General features: G+C 44.7%; 12 protein-coding genes. 9 read left to right on the top strand and 3 right to left on the bottom strand.

What is annotated here, in order from left to right; genetic code table 11:
* The first annotated feature begins 41 nt into the window (after positions 1-41).
* Both dndE and H6G17_RS21925 read left to right on the top strand, forming a co-directional pair.
* On the top strand, positions 42-440 hold the full coding sequence (gene dndE / locus H6G17_RS21930; protein ID WP_192160745.1) for a DNA sulfur modification protein DndE: 399 nt from the start codon (positions 42-44) through the stop codon (positions 438-440).
* On the top strand, positions 427-1,899 hold the full coding sequence (locus H6G17_RS21925; RefSeq protein WP_192160744.1) for a DNA phosphorothioation-associated putative methyltransferase: 1,473 nt from the start codon (positions 427-429) through the stop codon (positions 1,897-1,899). Before dndE ends, H6G17_RS21925 begins: the two co-directional genes overlap by 14 nt.
* Before the next feature lie 149 nt (positions 1,900-2,048).
* Here H6G17_RS21925 and H6G17_RS21920 read toward each other — a convergent pair whose 3' ends face one another.
* Complete coding sequence (locus tag H6G17_RS21920) at positions 2,049-3,239, bottom strand: TetR family transcriptional regulator (RefSeq protein WP_192160743.1); 1,191 nt, start codon at positions 3,237-3,239, stop codon at positions 2,049-2,051.
* A gap of 133 nt (positions 3,240-3,372) precedes the next feature.
* Here H6G17_RS21920 and H6G17_RS21915 point away from each other — a divergent pair, with 133 nt between their 5' ends.
* The 7 genes from H6G17_RS21915 (at position 3,373) to H6G17_RS21885 (ending at position 11,883) form a co-directional block, all read left to right on the top strand.
* Entirely contained in the window at positions 3,373-4,221 is an 849-nt protein-coding gene (locus H6G17_RS21915) for a fatty acid desaturase (protein ID WP_015154704.1), read from the top strand.
* 227 nt (positions 4,222-4,448) lie between these two features.
* Positions 4,449-5,495, top strand: coding sequence for a dipeptide epimerase (locus H6G17_RS21910; protein ID WP_192160742.1), 1,047 nt, complete (start codon positions 4,449-4,451; stop codon positions 5,493-5,495).
* A complete protein-coding gene (locus tag H6G17_RS21905) occupies positions 5,479-6,519 on the top strand; it encodes a DUF1611 domain-containing protein (protein ID WP_192160741.1) in 1,041 nt (346 codons plus the stop codon). The genes H6G17_RS21910 and H6G17_RS21905 overlap by 17 nt, the downstream gene beginning before the upstream one ends.
* A 284-nt stretch (positions 6,520-6,803) precedes the next feature.
* On the top strand, positions 6,804-9,410 hold the full coding sequence (locus tag H6G17_RS21900; RefSeq protein ID WP_192160740.1) for an EAL domain-containing protein: 2,607 nt from the start codon (positions 6,804-6,806) through the stop codon (positions 9,408-9,410).
* Positions 9,411-9,456: 46 nt separating this feature from the next.
* Positions 9,457-9,771 (top strand): hypothetical protein, encoded by a 315-nt coding sequence (locus tag H6G17_RS21895; RefSeq protein WP_192160739.1) that lies wholly within the window; start codon positions 9,457-9,459, stop codon positions 9,769-9,771.
* 608 nt (positions 9,772-10,379) lie between these two features.
* Entirely contained in the window at positions 10,380-11,312 is a 933-nt protein-coding gene (locus tag H6G17_RS21890) for a hypothetical protein (protein WP_192160738.1), read from the top strand.
* 100 nt (positions 11,313-11,412) lie between these two features.
* On the top strand, positions 11,413-11,883 hold the full coding sequence (locus tag H6G17_RS21885; RefSeq protein ID WP_192160737.1) for a hypothetical protein: 471 nt from the start codon (positions 11,413-11,415) through the stop codon (positions 11,881-11,883).
* Positions 11,884-12,059: 176 nt separating this feature from the next.
* Here the strand turns inward: H6G17_RS21885 and H6G17_RS21880 are convergent, their stop codons facing one another.
* Together H6G17_RS21880 and H6G17_RS21875 are read right to left on the bottom strand one after the other, a co-directional pair.
* A complete protein-coding gene (locus H6G17_RS21880) occupies positions 12,060-14,297 on the bottom strand; it encodes a PAS domain S-box protein (RefSeq protein ID WP_192160736.1) in 2,238 nt (745 codons plus the stop codon).
* Positions 14,298-14,408: 111 nt separating this feature from the next.
* Positions 14,409-16,340 carry a response regulator gene (locus H6G17_RS21875; RefSeq protein ID WP_192160735.1) on the bottom strand — a complete coding sequence of 644 codons (1,932 nt, stop codon included), beginning with the start codon at positions 16,338-16,340 and terminating at the stop codon, positions 14,409-14,411.
* Positions 16,341-16,676: the final 336 nt, after the last annotated feature.

Below are 16,676 nucleotides of genomic sequence, written 5' to 3'. Positions count from 1 at the left end.
ACCAATTACCAATTACCAATCACCAACTACCATCTACTGCTATGGAGTCACCAATCGATCGCATCCGCCTGTCCCAAACAGCCAAAGAACAACTAATCAAACTCAAACGCAATACCAAGATCGACCAATGGAATATACTGTGTCGTTGGGCTTTTTGCCGTTCTCTCGCCGAACCTACCACCCCCTCACCCGTACCAATTCCTACAGATAGCAACGTAGAGATGACGTGGCGTGTATTTGGGGGAGAAATGTCAGATGTATTGGCGATCGCACTCAAACAACGCTGTTATAACGATAATCTAGGTATAGACAAAGAAACCCTGGCAATTCAATTCCGCTTGCACCTACACCGGGGTATCGGTTATCTGGCAGGAGATCCTAATATAAAGAAGATAGAAGACTTAACTGCCATTGCCCTACAACCTCATGGTCGAGTCTAACTACCTCGCAACATTACCAGAGATCGAACGCCATCGGGCGGCTATTTATCGTGTAGAAATATCTCGTCCCGTGCGATCGGCAATAGAATCTGCAATTTTAAATAACGATACCACGTTTTTCGATTATGGTTGCGGTCACGGTGGCGATATCGATCGCGTGGCTAACTTGGGATATACCAGCAACGGTTGGGACCCTTATTATCGCCCTAATGCCCCACGCCATGCCGCAGATATTGTAAACTTAGGCTACGTCCTCAACGTGATTGAAGATTTAGAGGAACGCCGCCAAGCCTTAATTTACGCCTGGGAACTCACCCACAAAGTTTTGCTCGTCTCCGCGCAAGTCCTGATTAACGACCGCAGCAGCAATCAAATGGCGTATGGCGATGGCATTGTTACGAGTCGCAACACGTTTCAAAAGTATTACGACCAAGAAGAACTGAAAAAATATATTGATGAAGTCCTCAATGTCGATGCAGTTCCAGTCGCGCTGGGGATCTACTTTGTCTTTCGAGACGAACAAGAACGGGAGAGTTTCAAAGCTTTACGCTTTCGTTCTCGCGCCACCACACCGAGAGTACGCATTCCCAGCAAGCGATTTGAAGATTATCAAGAACAACTCGCGCCTTTGATGGCTTTTGTGACTGAAAGGGGACGTTTACCCGTCAAGGGTGAGTTAGCAGAGGAATCGCAATTACTAATAGAGTTTGGTAATTTCCGCCGCGCCTATAACGTTATCTTACAAGCCACGGATGAAGCAGAATGGGATGCGATCGCCTATCGTCGTTCTTTAGATATTCTAGTATATCTGGCGTTAACTCAATTCAGTCAGCGTCCCAGTTTTAATAAGTTATCACCCGCACTGCGCCACGATATCAAAGCTTTTTTTGGTAGTTATCAAGAAGCTTGTGAGGTAGCAGATAATAAGCTTTTCAGTTTGGGTAAGCCTGGAGTTATTACTAAAATCTGCCAGCAAAGCAAGATAGGAAAGCGTTTACCAACAGCTTTATACGTTCACGTCTCTGCAATTGAAGAATTAGATCCGCTGCTGCGGATTTATGAAGGCTGTGCTAGTCGTACTATCGGACGTTTGGAAGATGCAACGCTGGTGAAGTTTTGTACGGATAAGCCAAAGATTTCTTATTTGTTTTATCCAGATTTTGATGCAAATTCTCATCCAACTTTACATACAAGTATGCAAATTCATTTGCCGGATTTGAAGGTATTTTATCGCGATTACGATCGCGCTGCTAATCCGCCAATTCTGCATCGTAAGGAAACTTTTGTTAGCGAACGCTATCCTTTCTACGAACAATTTGCTAATTTGACTCGACAAGAGGAAGAGTTGGGGTTGTTGAAGAATTCTCGCGAGATTGGGACGCGGGATGGATGGTATAGGCGGTTGGAGGAATATGGGGTGAAGATTCAGAACGATCGCGTTGTTTTTGTGAATTCGTAGGGGAGTTTTGTTGATTTAAAATCCAAGACTGAATTTATGTCGCGCATCAGCCGTAGGCGTTAGCGATAGCGAAGGCGAAGCCGTTAGCGTAGCGTTAGACGCAGAGGCGCAAAGAAGAATGCTAAAGATATAAACGAGTAAAGTTTTGTTTATTGAGAATCGCGATCGCGTTGAATAGCTTGTTCTATAGCTATTTTTTCTTTGACTCTCTGAGTATAAGGTTTCAGTTGTTTTAAACTCCATCCTGTTAGCATACTTAAATTTTCTAAAGTCATGCCTTTCATTAACATTTCTACACACCATGTTTGTTGAGTTTGGGCGATAGCTGGTGCTTGTCCTTCTGGCGTGAGTAATCCTTGAGTAATTATCTGCCAGCGCTGCTGAATTTCTATTTCTGATATTGGTAAACCAGCGTCATTTAAAAATAATGCTGCTTCATTGTCTTTACGACTTTTGAGCCACTGAGTCAAGGGGTTGCGAGTATAGGAACCGTATCGCTTTCCCAAAATCCATTGATTCACGGGAACTTGTCGCACGGAACCTTGAGTAATTTGCAATAAATAGCGATCGCGATCGATTATTTGATGAATTCTTTCTAAATTAGCAATTTCTAACGCTGATAAACCTGTGGCAAATAAGACATACATTAATGCATAATCTCGTAGTTCAATTTTCTTAGCTCTTTGGAGAATTAGATGGACTAAATTTGCTGGTAAATCGATAATTTTATCTACACTACTTTCAGCTTCAACCTGGTTTAAGAATAACTCAACCAAACTTTCTAAAAACTCGTCTCTACTCTGCCAAAGTGCTTGAAATCCTGTTGTAAATTGAATTGCTGTATATCCTAATAGCAAACTATTGAGTAAGCTAGCTAGCTGAGAAACTGGTAAATTAGTTTGTAATTGTTCCCGCTCGATGACAGTGGCGATATACTCAGCTACATATTGATTTGCTTGAGTTAAATATTCGCCAATCACTTGCTGGTGTTCGCTGGAATAGCGCCTGGATTCACCTACCACAGATAATACTAACTCTGGCACTTGCTCTAAAGCCTGCAAGCGATCGCTAGCATAGTCTTTGAGTGCCTGATGCAAGCTACTTGTTTGACTCGCTTTCTCGCGCAGGGATTCGCCAAAATCTTTAAATACTGCTGATTCTGAGATTGCTGCTAGCAACAACCCTTGCTTGTTGCCAAAATGCCGAAACAGGGTGACTTCGTTCACCTGCGCTAGTTCGGCAATCTGCCGCGTTGTCGTCTCGGTGATTCCCTGAATTGAGAACAACTGCAAAGCCGCATCAATCAATCGCTGTCGAGTGGAAGTTAGTTGAGTAGCCATAAGATAGAAATTTATCAAATCGTGCAAGCAGTACTTGCAATTATATTTTTGCGTTGTTAAGCTGGGGTTGTAAGTAGCACTTGCATTTCCTGACAAAAGGTTTGTTAAGTGCTGAGTACTGAAAGTAGAGATTATGACTATAGGCTCAGTTGCAGAGGGTAAACAGCCGCTTGCTCTCAGCTGGATCAATGTGGTGTTTTTCGGCACGTTTCATGTTGTAGCAATGCTCGCTCCCTGGTGTTTTTCTTGGTCGGCTTTGGGAGTGACGATATTTCTTCACTGGCTATTTGGCAGCATTGGGATTTGTTTAGGCTATCACAGGCTCTTAAGTCACCGCAGTTTGCAAATAACACCGAAGTGGCTGGAATATGCGATCGCCTTCATCGGGGCGCTTGCCATGCAGGGAGGACCCGTCTTTTGGGTAGCGGGACATCGACAACATCACGCTCATACAGAGGACGTGGACAAAGATCCTTACTCTTCTAAGCGGGGTTTTTGGTGGAGTCACATGCTGTGGATTCTGTACCCGCGATCGGAGTTCTATATCTACGATAATTACCGAAAGTTTGCCCCCGATCTCGATCGCGATCCGTATTATCGCTGGTTAGATCGCTACTTCTTACTGTTGCAAATTCCATTGGCGGTGTTGCTATACCTTCTCGGCGGCTGGTCTTTTGTCATCTATGGTGTCTTTCTCCGCGCCGTATTACTCTGGCACAGCACTTGGCTAATTAACTCGGCGACTCATTTATACGGTTATCGTCATTTTGAGGTAGAGGACAATTCTCGCAATCTTTGGTGGGCAGCACTTTTGACTTATGGGGAAGGTTGGCACAACAACCACCACGCTCAGCCTAATGTAGCACCAGCCGGACGGCGGTGGTGGGAAATTGATATGACATGGTGGGCAATTCAGGCTTTACAAGCTTTAGGTTTAGCTAAAAAAGTCGTGCTACCACCAACACAAAAGGCAAAGGCTTAGCGATCGCGATCTGGTAAGAACGCATAATCTATGTAGGGGCGCACAGCTGTGCGCCCCTACGAATTTTGTAATTTACTTTTTGGCTACCTACCACGAACTATGCGATCGCCTCTAACTCAAGATATGAAAAATTATTGTGTTTACTGGTCACTGATAACTGATAACTGCTCCCTGATTTAACGCTACACTGCATGAGTGCGACTTAATTACAATACGCGATCGCCCATATGCACGTCAGCGCCGAACTTTTCACCGTCCGCAAGCGTTTTCCTCTGACAATTAGTCGCGGAACGACAGCCCAAACGACAAATGTGTGGGTGAAAATCGCACAGGATGGAATTGAAGGCTGGGGGGAAGCATCGCCATTTTCTCTTGGACATCGTCCGCAATCTACCGAAATGCTGTTGGAGGCAATCCAAACAATTGCACCGCAGTTACAAAGTATGAATCCTTGGGAACGGCAGCGAATTGGTTCGATATTACAAACAATGCCTTCCTCTGCCCAAGCTGCAATCGATATGGCACTGCACGATTGGATTGGGAAAAAGGCGGGATTACCCCTGTGGCAGTTGTGGGGATTGGACTGCGATCGCATCGTGCCAACCTCGGTCACAATTGGGATTAATACCCCAGAAGCAGCCGTAGCAAGGGTAAGAGACTGGTTGCAATTTATCGAAGTCAAGATTTTCAAAGTCAAGTTGGGCAATCCAGCCGGAATTGAGGCGGATCGGGAAATGTTAGCAGCAATCCGCGATGAAGTTCCGACTTTAGAGTTATTTGTCGATGCCAACGGCGGCTGGAATTTAGATGACGCGATCGCCATGTGTCGGTGGTTAGCCGACTATGATGTTAAATATGTAGAACAACCGCTAGCAAGGGGAGAAGAGAAACACTTACCCCAATTAAAACAGCGATCGCCTCTACCGATTTTTGTCGATGAAAGCTGTATGACAAGTCGCGATATTCCTCAGTTATCCAACTGCGCGGGCGGAATCAATATCAAATTGATGAAAGCTGGTGGTTTGTCAGAAGCAATGCGGATGGTACAAGTGGCAAAGACATTAGGGTTACAGGTCATGTTTGGTTGCTATTCTGACAGTTCCCTCTCGAATACAGCCGCTGCCCACCTCGCACCCCTAGCCGACTACCTCGATTTAGATAGTCATTTGAATTTAACCGCAGAACCCTTTGTAGGTGCAATAATCCGATCGGGGCGGTTGTTGCCAAATTGCAAACCAGGATTGGGGGTAGAACGCAGTGCGGTTGCAGGCTGAAAGTAGGGTAGCCATTCTCTTACACGACGGCATTAAGGGCAGTCAAGGTAAAACAGGACTTGCCTTGTTACGCTACAGTCAGGCTCAAATTGTCGCCGTTATCGATCGCCAATGTGCCGGAGAGTCTCTACCTGTAGTCTCTGGCATCAACCGCGACATCCCGATTGTCGGTTCCGTTGAGGAAGCATTAGCTCACAATCCAGACATATTAGCCATTGGCATTGCTCCTTCTGGAGGCATTTTACCTCCAGAGTGGCAGCAGGAAGTCAAGCAAGCTGTATTTGCAGGTTTATCAATTGCTAACGGATTGCACACACCCTTAGCCACAATCCCGGAATTTCAAAACTTACGCCCAGGACAGTGGATTTGGGATGTCAGACAAGAACCGCCTAACTTACCCATCGCCAGCGGACAAGCGCAAACGTTAGCTTGTCGGCGAGTGCTGGCTGTGGGTACGGATATGGGTGTAGGTAAAATGTCTGCTTGTTTGGAACTGGATCGTGCCTGTCAACAACGGGGCTTGCGTTCTAAGTTTATCGCGACCGGACAAGCAGGGCTGATGATTGCTGGCGATGGTATTCCCCTAGATGCAATTCGAGTTGACTTTGCAGCAGGGGCAGTAGAACAAATGGTCGTGCAACACGGCAGCGATCGCGATATTGTCTTTGTAGAAGGGCAGGGATCGTTACTGCATCCAGGCTCGACCGCAACCTTACCCCTGATTCGGGGAACGCAACCGACGCATCTAGTGTTAGTCCATCGCGCTGGACAAACTCACATCCGCAACCATCCCCACGTCCCAATTCCAGCTTTAACCGACGTAGTACAACTATACGAAATGGTAGCTAAAGCAGCAGGAGCATTTGCCGATGTCCCAGTCGCCGCGATCGCGCTCAACACATTTCATCTCGATCTTGCCACGGCACGACAGGCGATCGAACAAACTCAAGCCGAGACTGGTTTACCCTGTACTGATGTGGTACGCTTTGGAACAGAGAATATTCTAGATGCAATCGTAAAATAGCGCGGCTCGCCCAATTGAGAGCGCGTCAAAATTCAAGCACTTCCGTGGGAGAGTTCCCCCCGCCGTGGGAAAGTTTTCGTGCAAAGCCGCTAGCAATTTTTTGCATCTTTGCGCAACATATCTTTCAGTAAACATACGTAAAAAGATAAGTAAATTAACTATGAACTTCGCAATTTTACGCTTGATAGCTAGATCTAGATAGGCTTATGATTGTAATATTTGTAGCAGTTAAATCAATTTTTACTTAACCCAAACGAGATATTTCTACTAAGTAACGCGATCGCATGAAATCCAAAAAGACATTATTCCCCATCGGTGTAGCATTCACCAGTCTAATTGGAGTATTGTATGCGACAGTATCAGTTATTTTGTTCAATAATCTGCAACAGGCAGAAGAACGACAGACTCGCCAAGCAGTAGAAGGAGTTTTAAGTGCTTTTACTCAATCCCAAAAAGATTTGAGCATTCACATTGATGATTGGGCAAGGTGGAACGATACTTATAATTTTGTCCTAGATCGGAACCAAGATTATATCGACTCTAATCTCTATCCAGCCGGATTGCTGGCACTCAAACTCAATTTAGTTCTCTACGTTCAGCCTTCAGGCAAAATAGTTTACGGAACTGGTTTTGACTTAAATACTCAGAAATACAAGTCAATTTCTCCAGCGATAAAACCTCATCTAGTCCCCCAATCTCCATTGGTGTACCACACGACTATAGAAAGTGGCGCAGTAGGTATTGTCAATCTACCAGAAGGATTAATTTTAGTCGGAGCGCAACCAATTTTGCCCAGTAAAGATAAAGAACCGATTCGTGGTTCGCTCATTTTTGGGCGTTATCTCAATGCTGGAACGATCGCCACTTTATCCAAGTCTACCCGCCTGCCGCTTTCCGTACGTGCAATAGATCGCCCCGATCTGCCTGCTGATTTTCAGGCAATGCGAAATTTATTATCACCAACTAACAAAATTCTCGTGCGTCCGATCGGCAAAAATACAATTGCTGGTTACGCTTTGCTACCAGATATTTACGGTAAACCTGCGGCAATTTTGCGCGTTGATATCGCCAGAGAAATATATCATCAAGGTCGGACAAGTTGGTATTATTTAACAATTTTACTAGCGATTGTAGCAATGATTTTTGCTACGATTATTTTTCAACTTATAGAAAAATTGGTAGCCTCCGAGCGTAAATGGCAAGAAAGTGAAGAATACCGTCATTTAGTTGCCAAGGCTTCTCAAAGTATTTTTTTAGTCAATGCCAGTACCAAACAAATTATTGAAGCCAATGCTACATTTGAAAATTTCCTCGGCTATCAGTCCGGTCAACTAATCCAGTTGACACTATTCGATTTAGTTGCTGAAAATCAGGCAGTTGTAGAGCGCTTTATCTTAGCATTGCAAGTAGAGCGTTACTTTACAGGCGAACAACAATATCGCCGTCAGGATGGAATACTAGTTGATGTTGAAATTAACGCGAACTTAATTACTCGCAACGGCAAAGATGTTTTTTGTATCATCGTCCACGATATTACTAAGCGCAAACAAATAGAGCAACAATTACAACACGAAGCCTTTCACGATTCCCTCACGGGTCTAGCAAATCGCGCCCTATTTATGATGCGGTTGGAGCAAGCACTGAGGTTGCAACAACAGCAAACAGACTATAGTTTTGCAGTTTTGTTTTTAGACCTCGATCGCTTCAAGGCAATCAATGATAGTTTAGGACATATGCTCGGCGATCGGTTGTTGATTGGGATCGCTCAAAGACTAAGAGCGCAGATCCGCACGGGAGATACTCTAGCTCGTCTAGGCGGCGATGAGTTTGCCATGGTGCTAGAGAATTGTAGCGATCCCACCGAGATGATCAAACGGATACAACTGGCACTTAAGTTACCTTTTCGGTTAGATGGTAATGAGATTTTTGCCACCACAAGCATTGGCGCGATCGCAAATACAAGAGAATATCGCCAACCAGAAGATTTATTGCGCGATGCCGATACTGCTATGTACCGCGCCAAAGCTGGCGGGAAAGCACGGTATGAAGTTTTCGATACCTCCATGCGCGATCGCGTCGTAGCACTATTTCAATTAGAAACTGACTTGCGACGGGCAATTAACAACCAGGAATTGCATTTGCACTATCAACCGATAGTTTCGCTAGTCAACCAAAAAATTGTTGGTTTCGAGGCACTCGTACGCTGGCAGCATCCGCAAAGGGGTGCAATCTCTCCAGCAGAATTTATTCCAATTGCCGAAGAGACAGGGTTAATTATCCCGATTGGCTGGTGGGTATTGCAGCAAGCTTGCCAGCAAATGCAACTTTGGCAAGCACAATTTGCCTTGAACGTGCCGTTCAAAATCAGTGTCAACTTTTCTGCACCGCAGTTTACTCAACCGCAAGTAGGAAAACAAATTATTCAAATATTACAAGCCACTGGACTCGATGCTAAGAGTTTGCAACTAGAACTGACTGAAAGCGTACTGATGGAACACCCTGAAGCGATCGCGGCTTTGATGAAAGAACTCAACGCTTTGGGAGTCTCGCTAGCCCTAGATGACTTCGGCACGGGTTATTCTTCCTTAAGTTACTTACAACGGTTTCCGATAAATATCCTCAAGCTAGACCGTTCCTTTGTTTGCCGAATTGGTAAATGCTATCAGAGTTGGGAGATCGTTCGCGCTACAATCATGCTTGCCCGCGCCCTAGACATGGAAGTCGTGGCTGAAGGAATAGAAACTTTAGAACAGCTTGCCCGTCTGCGAGGACTCAAATGTAAATTCGGGCAAGGATATTTTTTCTCTCAACCTGTAGATAGTACCGCAGCTGGAGAATTACTCGCCCAGCAGTTTGATAGGCTAGTCGAAGTTGTAAGTCGTAAGTCGTAGGTCGGAGTTAACTGCTCGTGCGTTCCCTGCTCCCTGATAACTGATTATGAGTTCCGATCGCTTGGCTCAATTCTTAGCAGAAAAAAATTGTCCAGATCTCCCTTTACCTTTGCAAGCACTTTGGTACGCTAAGCAAGGGGATTGGGAACGAGCGCACGTACTGATCCAAGATGAAGCTGACGCTGATAGTGCTTGGGTTCACGCTCATTTACACCGTCAAGAAGGTGACTTGAGTAATGCTCGTTATTGGTATAAGCGCAGCGGGCGATCGCCCGCTCATATCGATCTCGATTGCGAATGGGAAGAAATCACCAAAAGTTTGTTGACAAAAGTAGCAAATGATGGATTGCTAAACCAATAGTAGATCGCCCCAAATCACTACTCAATCTCATCAATTAAGCCAATCTGAAGTCACTTCCCAAATCGAAAAAATTAACAACTCAATCCAAACTTTACTCATTTCACACGCTTTATAAATTTTATAAACTAACAGACATATGCTTGATATTCACTAGGTTATCTTGCTGAATTTGTTCTCTAAATAATGGGCATCTGCCTACTAATAGAGTGCGGCTTCAAAGGATTATGAGATCGATATTTTGCCAAATCTATTCGCTAAGTTCTTGCAACAAAAAAATTAAGTTTAGAAGCAAGCTTTGAAGATCGCTCTTTTTCAAGAAGGTAGCGTAAAAAAATCTAATAGAGTCGTTTTGCAAATCATTTAAATTACAAGCGAATATTGCCTTTTAATGTATCATCGCATCAATTTTGTCGCGAGTATATCCTCACTGGCAACTAATAACTGATGCAGTATTTTCTTTGTCTTTAGGAAGCCCCTATTTTGAATGAATTGATGATATCCGTTTGCAAATTGATTTAAGACGAACATTTTTTGAAGTAGGGCTTTAATTAGTCTGCTTGATGTTCGAGCGAATTGAGCAATTAGTGTAAACAGTCGGAGATTTTTCAATGGCAACTTCAGATAATCAAACCACATCGCAACCGGAAACTAGCTCTAACAACTTTACAGGTAATGGTAACTGGGCATTTCAAGACGGTCAGTTACAATCCAGTGAAGGCAACACCTTAGATGAAAGTAGTAACCTCTCTGGTAGCAGTGATAATCCCTTTTCTGGTGGAGATAGTTCGGAATCAGGTAATAATAATCCTTTTGCTAGTGGCAATGCTGAAAACAACCCACAAGCTAGCAATCTCCCTGATAATTTGCCGTTTGGCGATACTCTTCCCTCCTTACCAGAAATTGAAACTGACCAACCCGTACCGTTTGACAGTGACAACTTTATCTTAGATGTCAACAATTTAGAGTCCGAGTCAGATTCTACTGGTAACACTGGTAGCGGCAATGGAAACTGGAACCTTGGAAGTAACAACACAACCGATGGTAATGGCAATTGGAATTTCAGCAGTGATAGTCAAACCAATGGTAATGGCAACTGGAATTATGCCGATAACAATACAAGTACTGGTAACGGTAACTGGAATTTTGGTACTGACAACCAAACCAACGGTAATGGCAACTGGCAATTAGGTGAAAGCAATACCGTTCTTGGCAATGCCAATATGCCTGAAGGCAACAATAACAACATCCTCGGTAGTGGTAACACTGCCGATGTTAGTGACAGCAATCTTTTAGGAAATCGACTTGAGATCGGCAGTGATGGTAGCGCGATTGGGAATGAAGACTGGGCTTTTCCTCTTAGTAGTGACAGCGAACTAGTTTCACTTGGTAGCAGCCAGCCCAGCCAAGCGATCGGCTTTGATATTAACACGGGCGTGAGCAGTTTGTTTGGTTCTGGGGGCGCGACTCAAGAAACCATAGATACTGCTACGAACCTTCCAGATTATAACAACCCAAACTATACGTTCGAGGGCTTGGGCTAAAGCTTTGCCGTAGAACATTTTCGGCAAACAAATTCAGGCTTGGCAATGCGATCGCATTTAGATCGTGTTGCCAATTTGTCCAAACAATAGGAGATAAATCATGGAGTTTGAACTCCCACAATTTGCCCAGGATACTATTAATGAATTTCGATCGTCTGCTGGTACGGAGTTTGCAGAAGCGCTAGACGAAATTCTTGCCAATGCGAATACAACAGAAGGGAATTCACCCGAACTCCCAGATGATGTTGCAGCAAGCATTGAGGCACAAGCAGACCTGATTGGAACTGGGGTACAGGATGTTTTTGCTAATTTAAGCAATGACTCCCTAACTAACATCAATGAAGGTAACAGCGATAGCAATTTTCAATTCAATTTTGAACCCGCCACTGACGGTTTATTTGGTGGTCAACTCAGTCTTGTAGTCAACGGAGAAACAGAGCCATTATTCACCTTTGATATTGGTGGAGCTGCCCCTGTCACTGGTGATAGCAGTTCCTTGTCCGGTAATTATCAAGACTTTTTTGCTAGTCTCGCTGGTGGAGAAAATCCCTTTGCCAGTGCTTCGATCTAGTTAAAAGACCTAGTTTAGTAGGGCATTGCCCACCCCTATACTTTTCGTCGGTGATGCCAAGAAAGCTCTTGGAGATTCCCCCTAACCCCCCTTATAAAGGGGGGAACAATAGTAAGGAGGGCATCGCCCACCTTACTTACTTGGTAGGAACAATAGTAAGGAGGGCATCGCCTACCTTACTTACTTGGTAGCGTGAAATAAAAACGACTTCCTTCACCTAATACGCTCTCTGCCCAAATTCGTCCACCATGCTGCTGTATAATGCTACGGCAGATTGCTAACCCGAGTCCCGTGCCACCTTTTTTTCGGGAATCGGAGGCATCAACTTGATGAAAACGCTCGAAAATACTTTCAATCTTATCCTCTGGGATACCACGCCCCCGATCTTTAACTGTGAAGAGAATATTGGTTAATAGGGCAGCTGAGGCAGAATTTAACTCTGAATTCCGTATTCCAAACTCCGAATTCTCACCACCTTCGATCGCTTCAATACTTAACTCAACTGTGGAGCCTTCTGGAGAAAATTTAATTGCATTACCAAGGAGATTAGTTAAGACTTGAATAATGCGATCGCCATCGACGTTGAGTTGAATATCTTGGGAATAAACAGATAGAGTAACTTTGGCACGATTTGCCATCACCTGCATCAAATCCGTTGCTTTTTCTAATAAATCAGCCGCGTTGCACGATCGCTGCAATAAACTAATTTTTCCCGATTCCAAGCGTTCCAACTCCAGAATATCGTTCACCAGTCGCACCAAGCGATCGGCTCCCTCAGAAGCAATATCGATCACGCGCCGTCCGCGATCGCTATGAGCGTCAATTAGACCGCTAGATAATAAATTTAGCGCCCCGTGAATTGACGTTAAAGGCGTGCGAAGTTCGTGACTAACAACAGAAACAAACTCATCTTTCATGCGTTCGATCGCGTAACGTTCCGTAATATCTTCCCCAATACTAAGAGTTGCGATCGCCTCATCCTGTAAATCGCGTAATATCGTGTTATTCCAAGCAATTAACCGTTCTTGCCCAGATTTAGTCAAAATCGAATTTTGATAGTAGTTATGCAAGCCTTGTTGCTGTAATTGCAGAAAATGCTCCTGCACGCGCTGACGCTGATGAGGTGGTAAGAACACTTCATACCAATTCTTGCCCAAAACCTCCTCTGAGGTATATTCTACCAATTCAAGAAAGAATGGATTGACATACTCGACAATTCCCTGGCGATCGAGTCCTACTACTACCAAACGGACATTCTCTAACAAACTCCGCCAACGTCTTTCTGCTTCTCGCAACGAGGCTTCAATTTGCAAGCGCTGAGTGATATCGCGGGCGATGGTAGATAGTAGCTTCACCTTTCCCTGCGAGGATTTGTGCGCGATCAATAGTTGTGAAACTGGAATTTCGCGTCCATCATGACTCAGAATTGCTGTTTCACCTACCCAAACGCCATCCTGAATTGCCGTAGGAATAGCCTCGCGGTGCAAGAGGTCGTAAGCCCAAGCAGGATGGAGATTGCTCAGATGCAAGTTCGTGAAATCGCGATCGCGATCGCAACCAAAAACTTTACAAGCAGAGCTATTTAAATAGTGTACCCGTTCGTCTAGATCGGCAGTAGCGACAAAATCTAGAGTTGCTTCGAGGATAGCAATCAGCTTTGCCCGTTCTTCTTCTGCATGTTTGCGCTCGGTAATATCTTCGACAATACCTTCATAGTAAAGCGGCTTACCTTTATCATCTCTGACAATTCTTGCCTGCTCTGCAATCCAAATCGCTTGACCATCTTGACGATAGACTTGAGACTCAAACCCCGCTACGGTGTCGTGCTGTTGTAATAGGCGAATGAACTCAGTCCGGCGGTTGGGATTGACGTAAAGCTGTTGTCCCAAGTCAGAGATATTCGCCATCAGTTCGGCGGGAGAGGAATAACCGTAAATCTTTGCCAGCATGGGATTTGCTGTCAAATATCGCCCGTCTGGTGTTGTTTGGAAAATTCCCTCGATCGCATTTTCAAAAATACTACGATACTTAGTTTCAGCTTGACGTAGAGCCTCTTCTGCACGCTGGCGTTCGGCAAGTTCTCGCTGTAGTTGTAAATTTAAGAGGTAATAGACTAATAAAAATCCGATCGCGCTGAAACCGAAACTAACTAGAGACACGGCGATCGCATTGTCAGCCCGTTTTTTAGCTTCCCGCGCCGTCTGCTGCAACAATTGTTGTTGGAAGCTCTCTGGTGTAGTTGATGGTGTTGTCGCTGCTACTTCCATTTGCAAATTGACTTGGCGATCGACCGTCACCCGCCATTCTGTGAGGGAGTAGAAAGAAACCCAGCCCAAACACAACAGAGTCAGCAAATATAACAGCGCTAAACCCAATCGACTCACAATCCCATTTCGGATTTTGTCACTAGTCATCAGTCAGTTATCAGTTTTCAGGTATCAGTGTAGCGACGATACATGTATCGTCTCTACAAAGTTGTTAGTTATCAGTTGTCAGTTAACCAACAACCAACAACCAATTATCATTTACCAGTTACCATCGCCTGTCATTAATTGTGCATTCTGAAGCTGTAACATTTGGTGACGAATTTTACTACGCTCTAAGCGATTTAGTACTCTGGCAACGAGTTCGGGTCCGATGACTGGCTTATTTACGTAATCGTCAGCACCAATCGTAAAAACTCGATGAATTGTCTCAGCATCAGTACGAGCGGATAGAAATATAATTGGCAGTTCGCTCCACTGGGGGTCGTTGCGTACCACTTGGCAGAGGTCAATACCGCTCAATTGTGGCATCTCTATGTCTAAAATCAGCAGATCGGGGCGAAAGTTTGCCAAAGACTGCCAAAATTGCTGAGGATCGGCAAGCAAGGTCAGTCTGAATCCCCAAGGTTCTAGTAATACCTGCAATCTTTCGAGTAACTGCGGATCGTCATCCACAAGCATTAACTTTGCTTCTGGAGTTGTGGATGCTTGCAAAACTTGCGCGATCGCCGCGATCGCTTGAGCTGGTGGTACTGGCTTTTGCAAAAAACTCCGCGCTCCTAACCGAGCTGCTTCCACGCGATCGGCAAAACTCTGTGGCGCAGTCAGGACAATCGTAGGTATCGGTGGCTGTGCGTTTGCTAGAGTTGACAAAAACTGCAAACCATGCACCCGATTTTGGCAAAAGTAGAGGTCGAGCAGTACTGCATCAGGTTTAGTACAGGCAATTGCCGAGCGTGCCTGAGACAAATCTCGTGCTACAACTACCTCCATTCCTGCTGTTGTAGCCTCTGTTGTTACAGCTTGCGCGATCGCGGGATCGCTGTCTACAACTAGTAATTTGGTAATTGGTAGTTGGTAGTTGGTAGTTGGTGGGGAAAATTGAGTTTTGACTTCTGACTTTTGACTTTTGACTTCTTCTACAGCGTTCAAATTTTGCCGTAATGTGGCGACAAGTGTTGAAAGATGCTCTATACGCTCTTGAGTTAATTGAGTTTCATCAGATAATTCTCGTTCAATTTGGCGACACAATTGCGAGGCGGCGATTAAACCAAAACTACCGAGAGAGCCAATTAGAGTATGCGCTTCTTTCGCTGCTTGGTGTTGTAGTTGAGGATCGAGACACTCTTGCTTGACAGATGCGATCGCCTGTTCTACGACTCCAATCCGATGAATATACTTTTCTCGGTGTCTTTCCCATAATGGAATTAGTTCTACTGGAATTTGGGATTGACTAGTTGGTAATTGGTAGTTGCTCCCCTGCGCCTCAGCTCTCTTCTCCCCCCTGCTCCCTGCTCCCTGCTCTTCCGCCTTCAACCGATATCCCAATCCATAAACTGTCTCAATCGGGTCTGGCGCTCCGGCTTTTTTAATTTTCTGTCTTAAACTTTTGATATGCGCTCTAACAGTATTTTCCGTAGGGGGTTCGTCAAACGACCACACGCGATCGAGTAGCGCACTTTGGCTAAAGATGCGATGAGTGTTACGTAGTAGTAATTCTAAAATGCCGTACTCTTTTGCCGTCAGATGTAAGAGTTTACCGTCATAGGTGACTTCGCAGCTACTAGGATCGAGCCGTAAGAAACCCCACTCTAGTACCGGAGATGGTGTGGCACTGCTACGCCGTAATAAAGCGCGAATGCGAGCTAATAGTTCCTCTATGTCAAACGGTTTGAGCGCGTAGTCATCCGCACCAGCATCTAATCCCCTAACTTTGTCAGTACTGGAATCTTGAGCCGTCAGTAACAAAACCGGAGTGCGATCGCCTTTTGCCCGTAGCTTTTTACAAAAATTAATTCCATCTAGCTTAGGCAGCATCACATCCAATAAAATCAGATCGTACTCGAAACTGTCTACCAGTTCCCATCCTGCTTGACCATCAGTCGCTAGCTCCACCAAATAACGTTGACTGGCAAGCGTTGGCTGGAGCAGTTGAACTATAGTTTCATCATCTTCTACAAGCAGAATTTTCATGATCGGGGAGTAGGGAGTTGGGAGTCGGGGAGCAGGGGGACAAGGGGGACAAGGGAGCTTCAGGTTCAGGTGCAACTACCAACTACCACTCTTCACTGATAACTGATAACTGATAACTGTATTTCCGCCAGCATAAAGGAAGATTCGATCTCACTTGGTAGATTTGGTGACAGTTCTGAGGGTTTGCGGCGATGGATAATTTTTTACCTATTCACAAAATTTTCACTTATACGCTCTATATTTCAAAATCGTTAAGATTTGTCATTAGTCATTAGTCATTGGTCATTTGCCCTCGATCGTTTGTAGTTGGTCACTGGTCACTGATAACTGTCTCTA

Source organism: Chroococcidiopsis sp. [FACHB-1243] (genome assembly GCF_014696895.1).
GTDB lineage: Bacteria > Cyanobacteriota > Cyanobacteriia > Cyanobacteriales > Chroococcidiopsidaceae > Chroococcidiopsis.
The sequence above is the reverse complement of the archived record's forward strand: the minus strand, read 5'-3'. Positions and strand labels throughout refer to the sequence as shown.

What these genes read in the sequence shown, in the direction of transcription:
- dndE (WP_192160745.1), top strand. Translation starts at nt 42, where the DNA reads ATGGAGTCACCAATCGATCGCATCCGCCTGTCCCAAACAGCCAAAGAA.
- H6G17_RS21925 (WP_192160744.1), top strand. Translation starts at nt 427, where the DNA reads ATGGTCGAGTCTAACTACCTCGCAACATTACCAGAGATCGAACGCCAT.
- H6G17_RS21920 (WP_192160743.1), bottom strand. Translation starts at nt 3,239, where the DNA reads ATGGCTACTCAACTAACTTCCACTCGACAGCGATTGATTGATGCGGCT.
- H6G17_RS21915 (WP_015154704.1), top strand. Translation starts at nt 3,373, where the DNA reads ATGACTATAGGCTCAGTTGCAGAGGGTAAACAGCCGCTTGCTCTCAGC.
- H6G17_RS21910 (WP_192160742.1), top strand. Translation starts at nt 4,449, where the DNA reads ATGCACGTCAGCGCCGAACTTTTCACCGTCCGCAAGCGTTTTCCTCTG.
- H6G17_RS21900 (WP_192160740.1), top strand. Translation starts at nt 6,804, where the DNA reads ATGAAATCCAAAAAGACATTATTCCCCATCGGTGTAGCATTCACCAGT.
- H6G17_RS21895 (WP_192160739.1), top strand. Translation starts at nt 9,457, where the DNA reads ATGAGTTCCGATCGCTTGGCTCAATTCTTAGCAGAAAAAAATTGTCCA.
- H6G17_RS21890 (WP_192160738.1), top strand. Translation starts at nt 10,380, where the DNA reads ATGGCAACTTCAGATAATCAAACCACATCGCAACCGGAAACTAGCTCT.
- H6G17_RS21885 (WP_192160737.1), top strand. Translation starts at nt 11,413, where the DNA reads ATGGAGTTTGAACTCCCACAATTTGCCCAGGATACTATTAATGAATTT.
- H6G17_RS21880 (WP_192160736.1), bottom strand. Translation starts at nt 14,297, where the DNA reads ATGACTAGTGACAAAATCCGAAATGGGATTGTGAGTCGATTGGGTTTA.
- H6G17_RS21875 (WP_192160735.1), bottom strand. Translation starts at nt 16,340, where the DNA reads ATGAAAATTCTGCTTGTAGAAGATGATGAAACTATAGTTCAACTGCTC.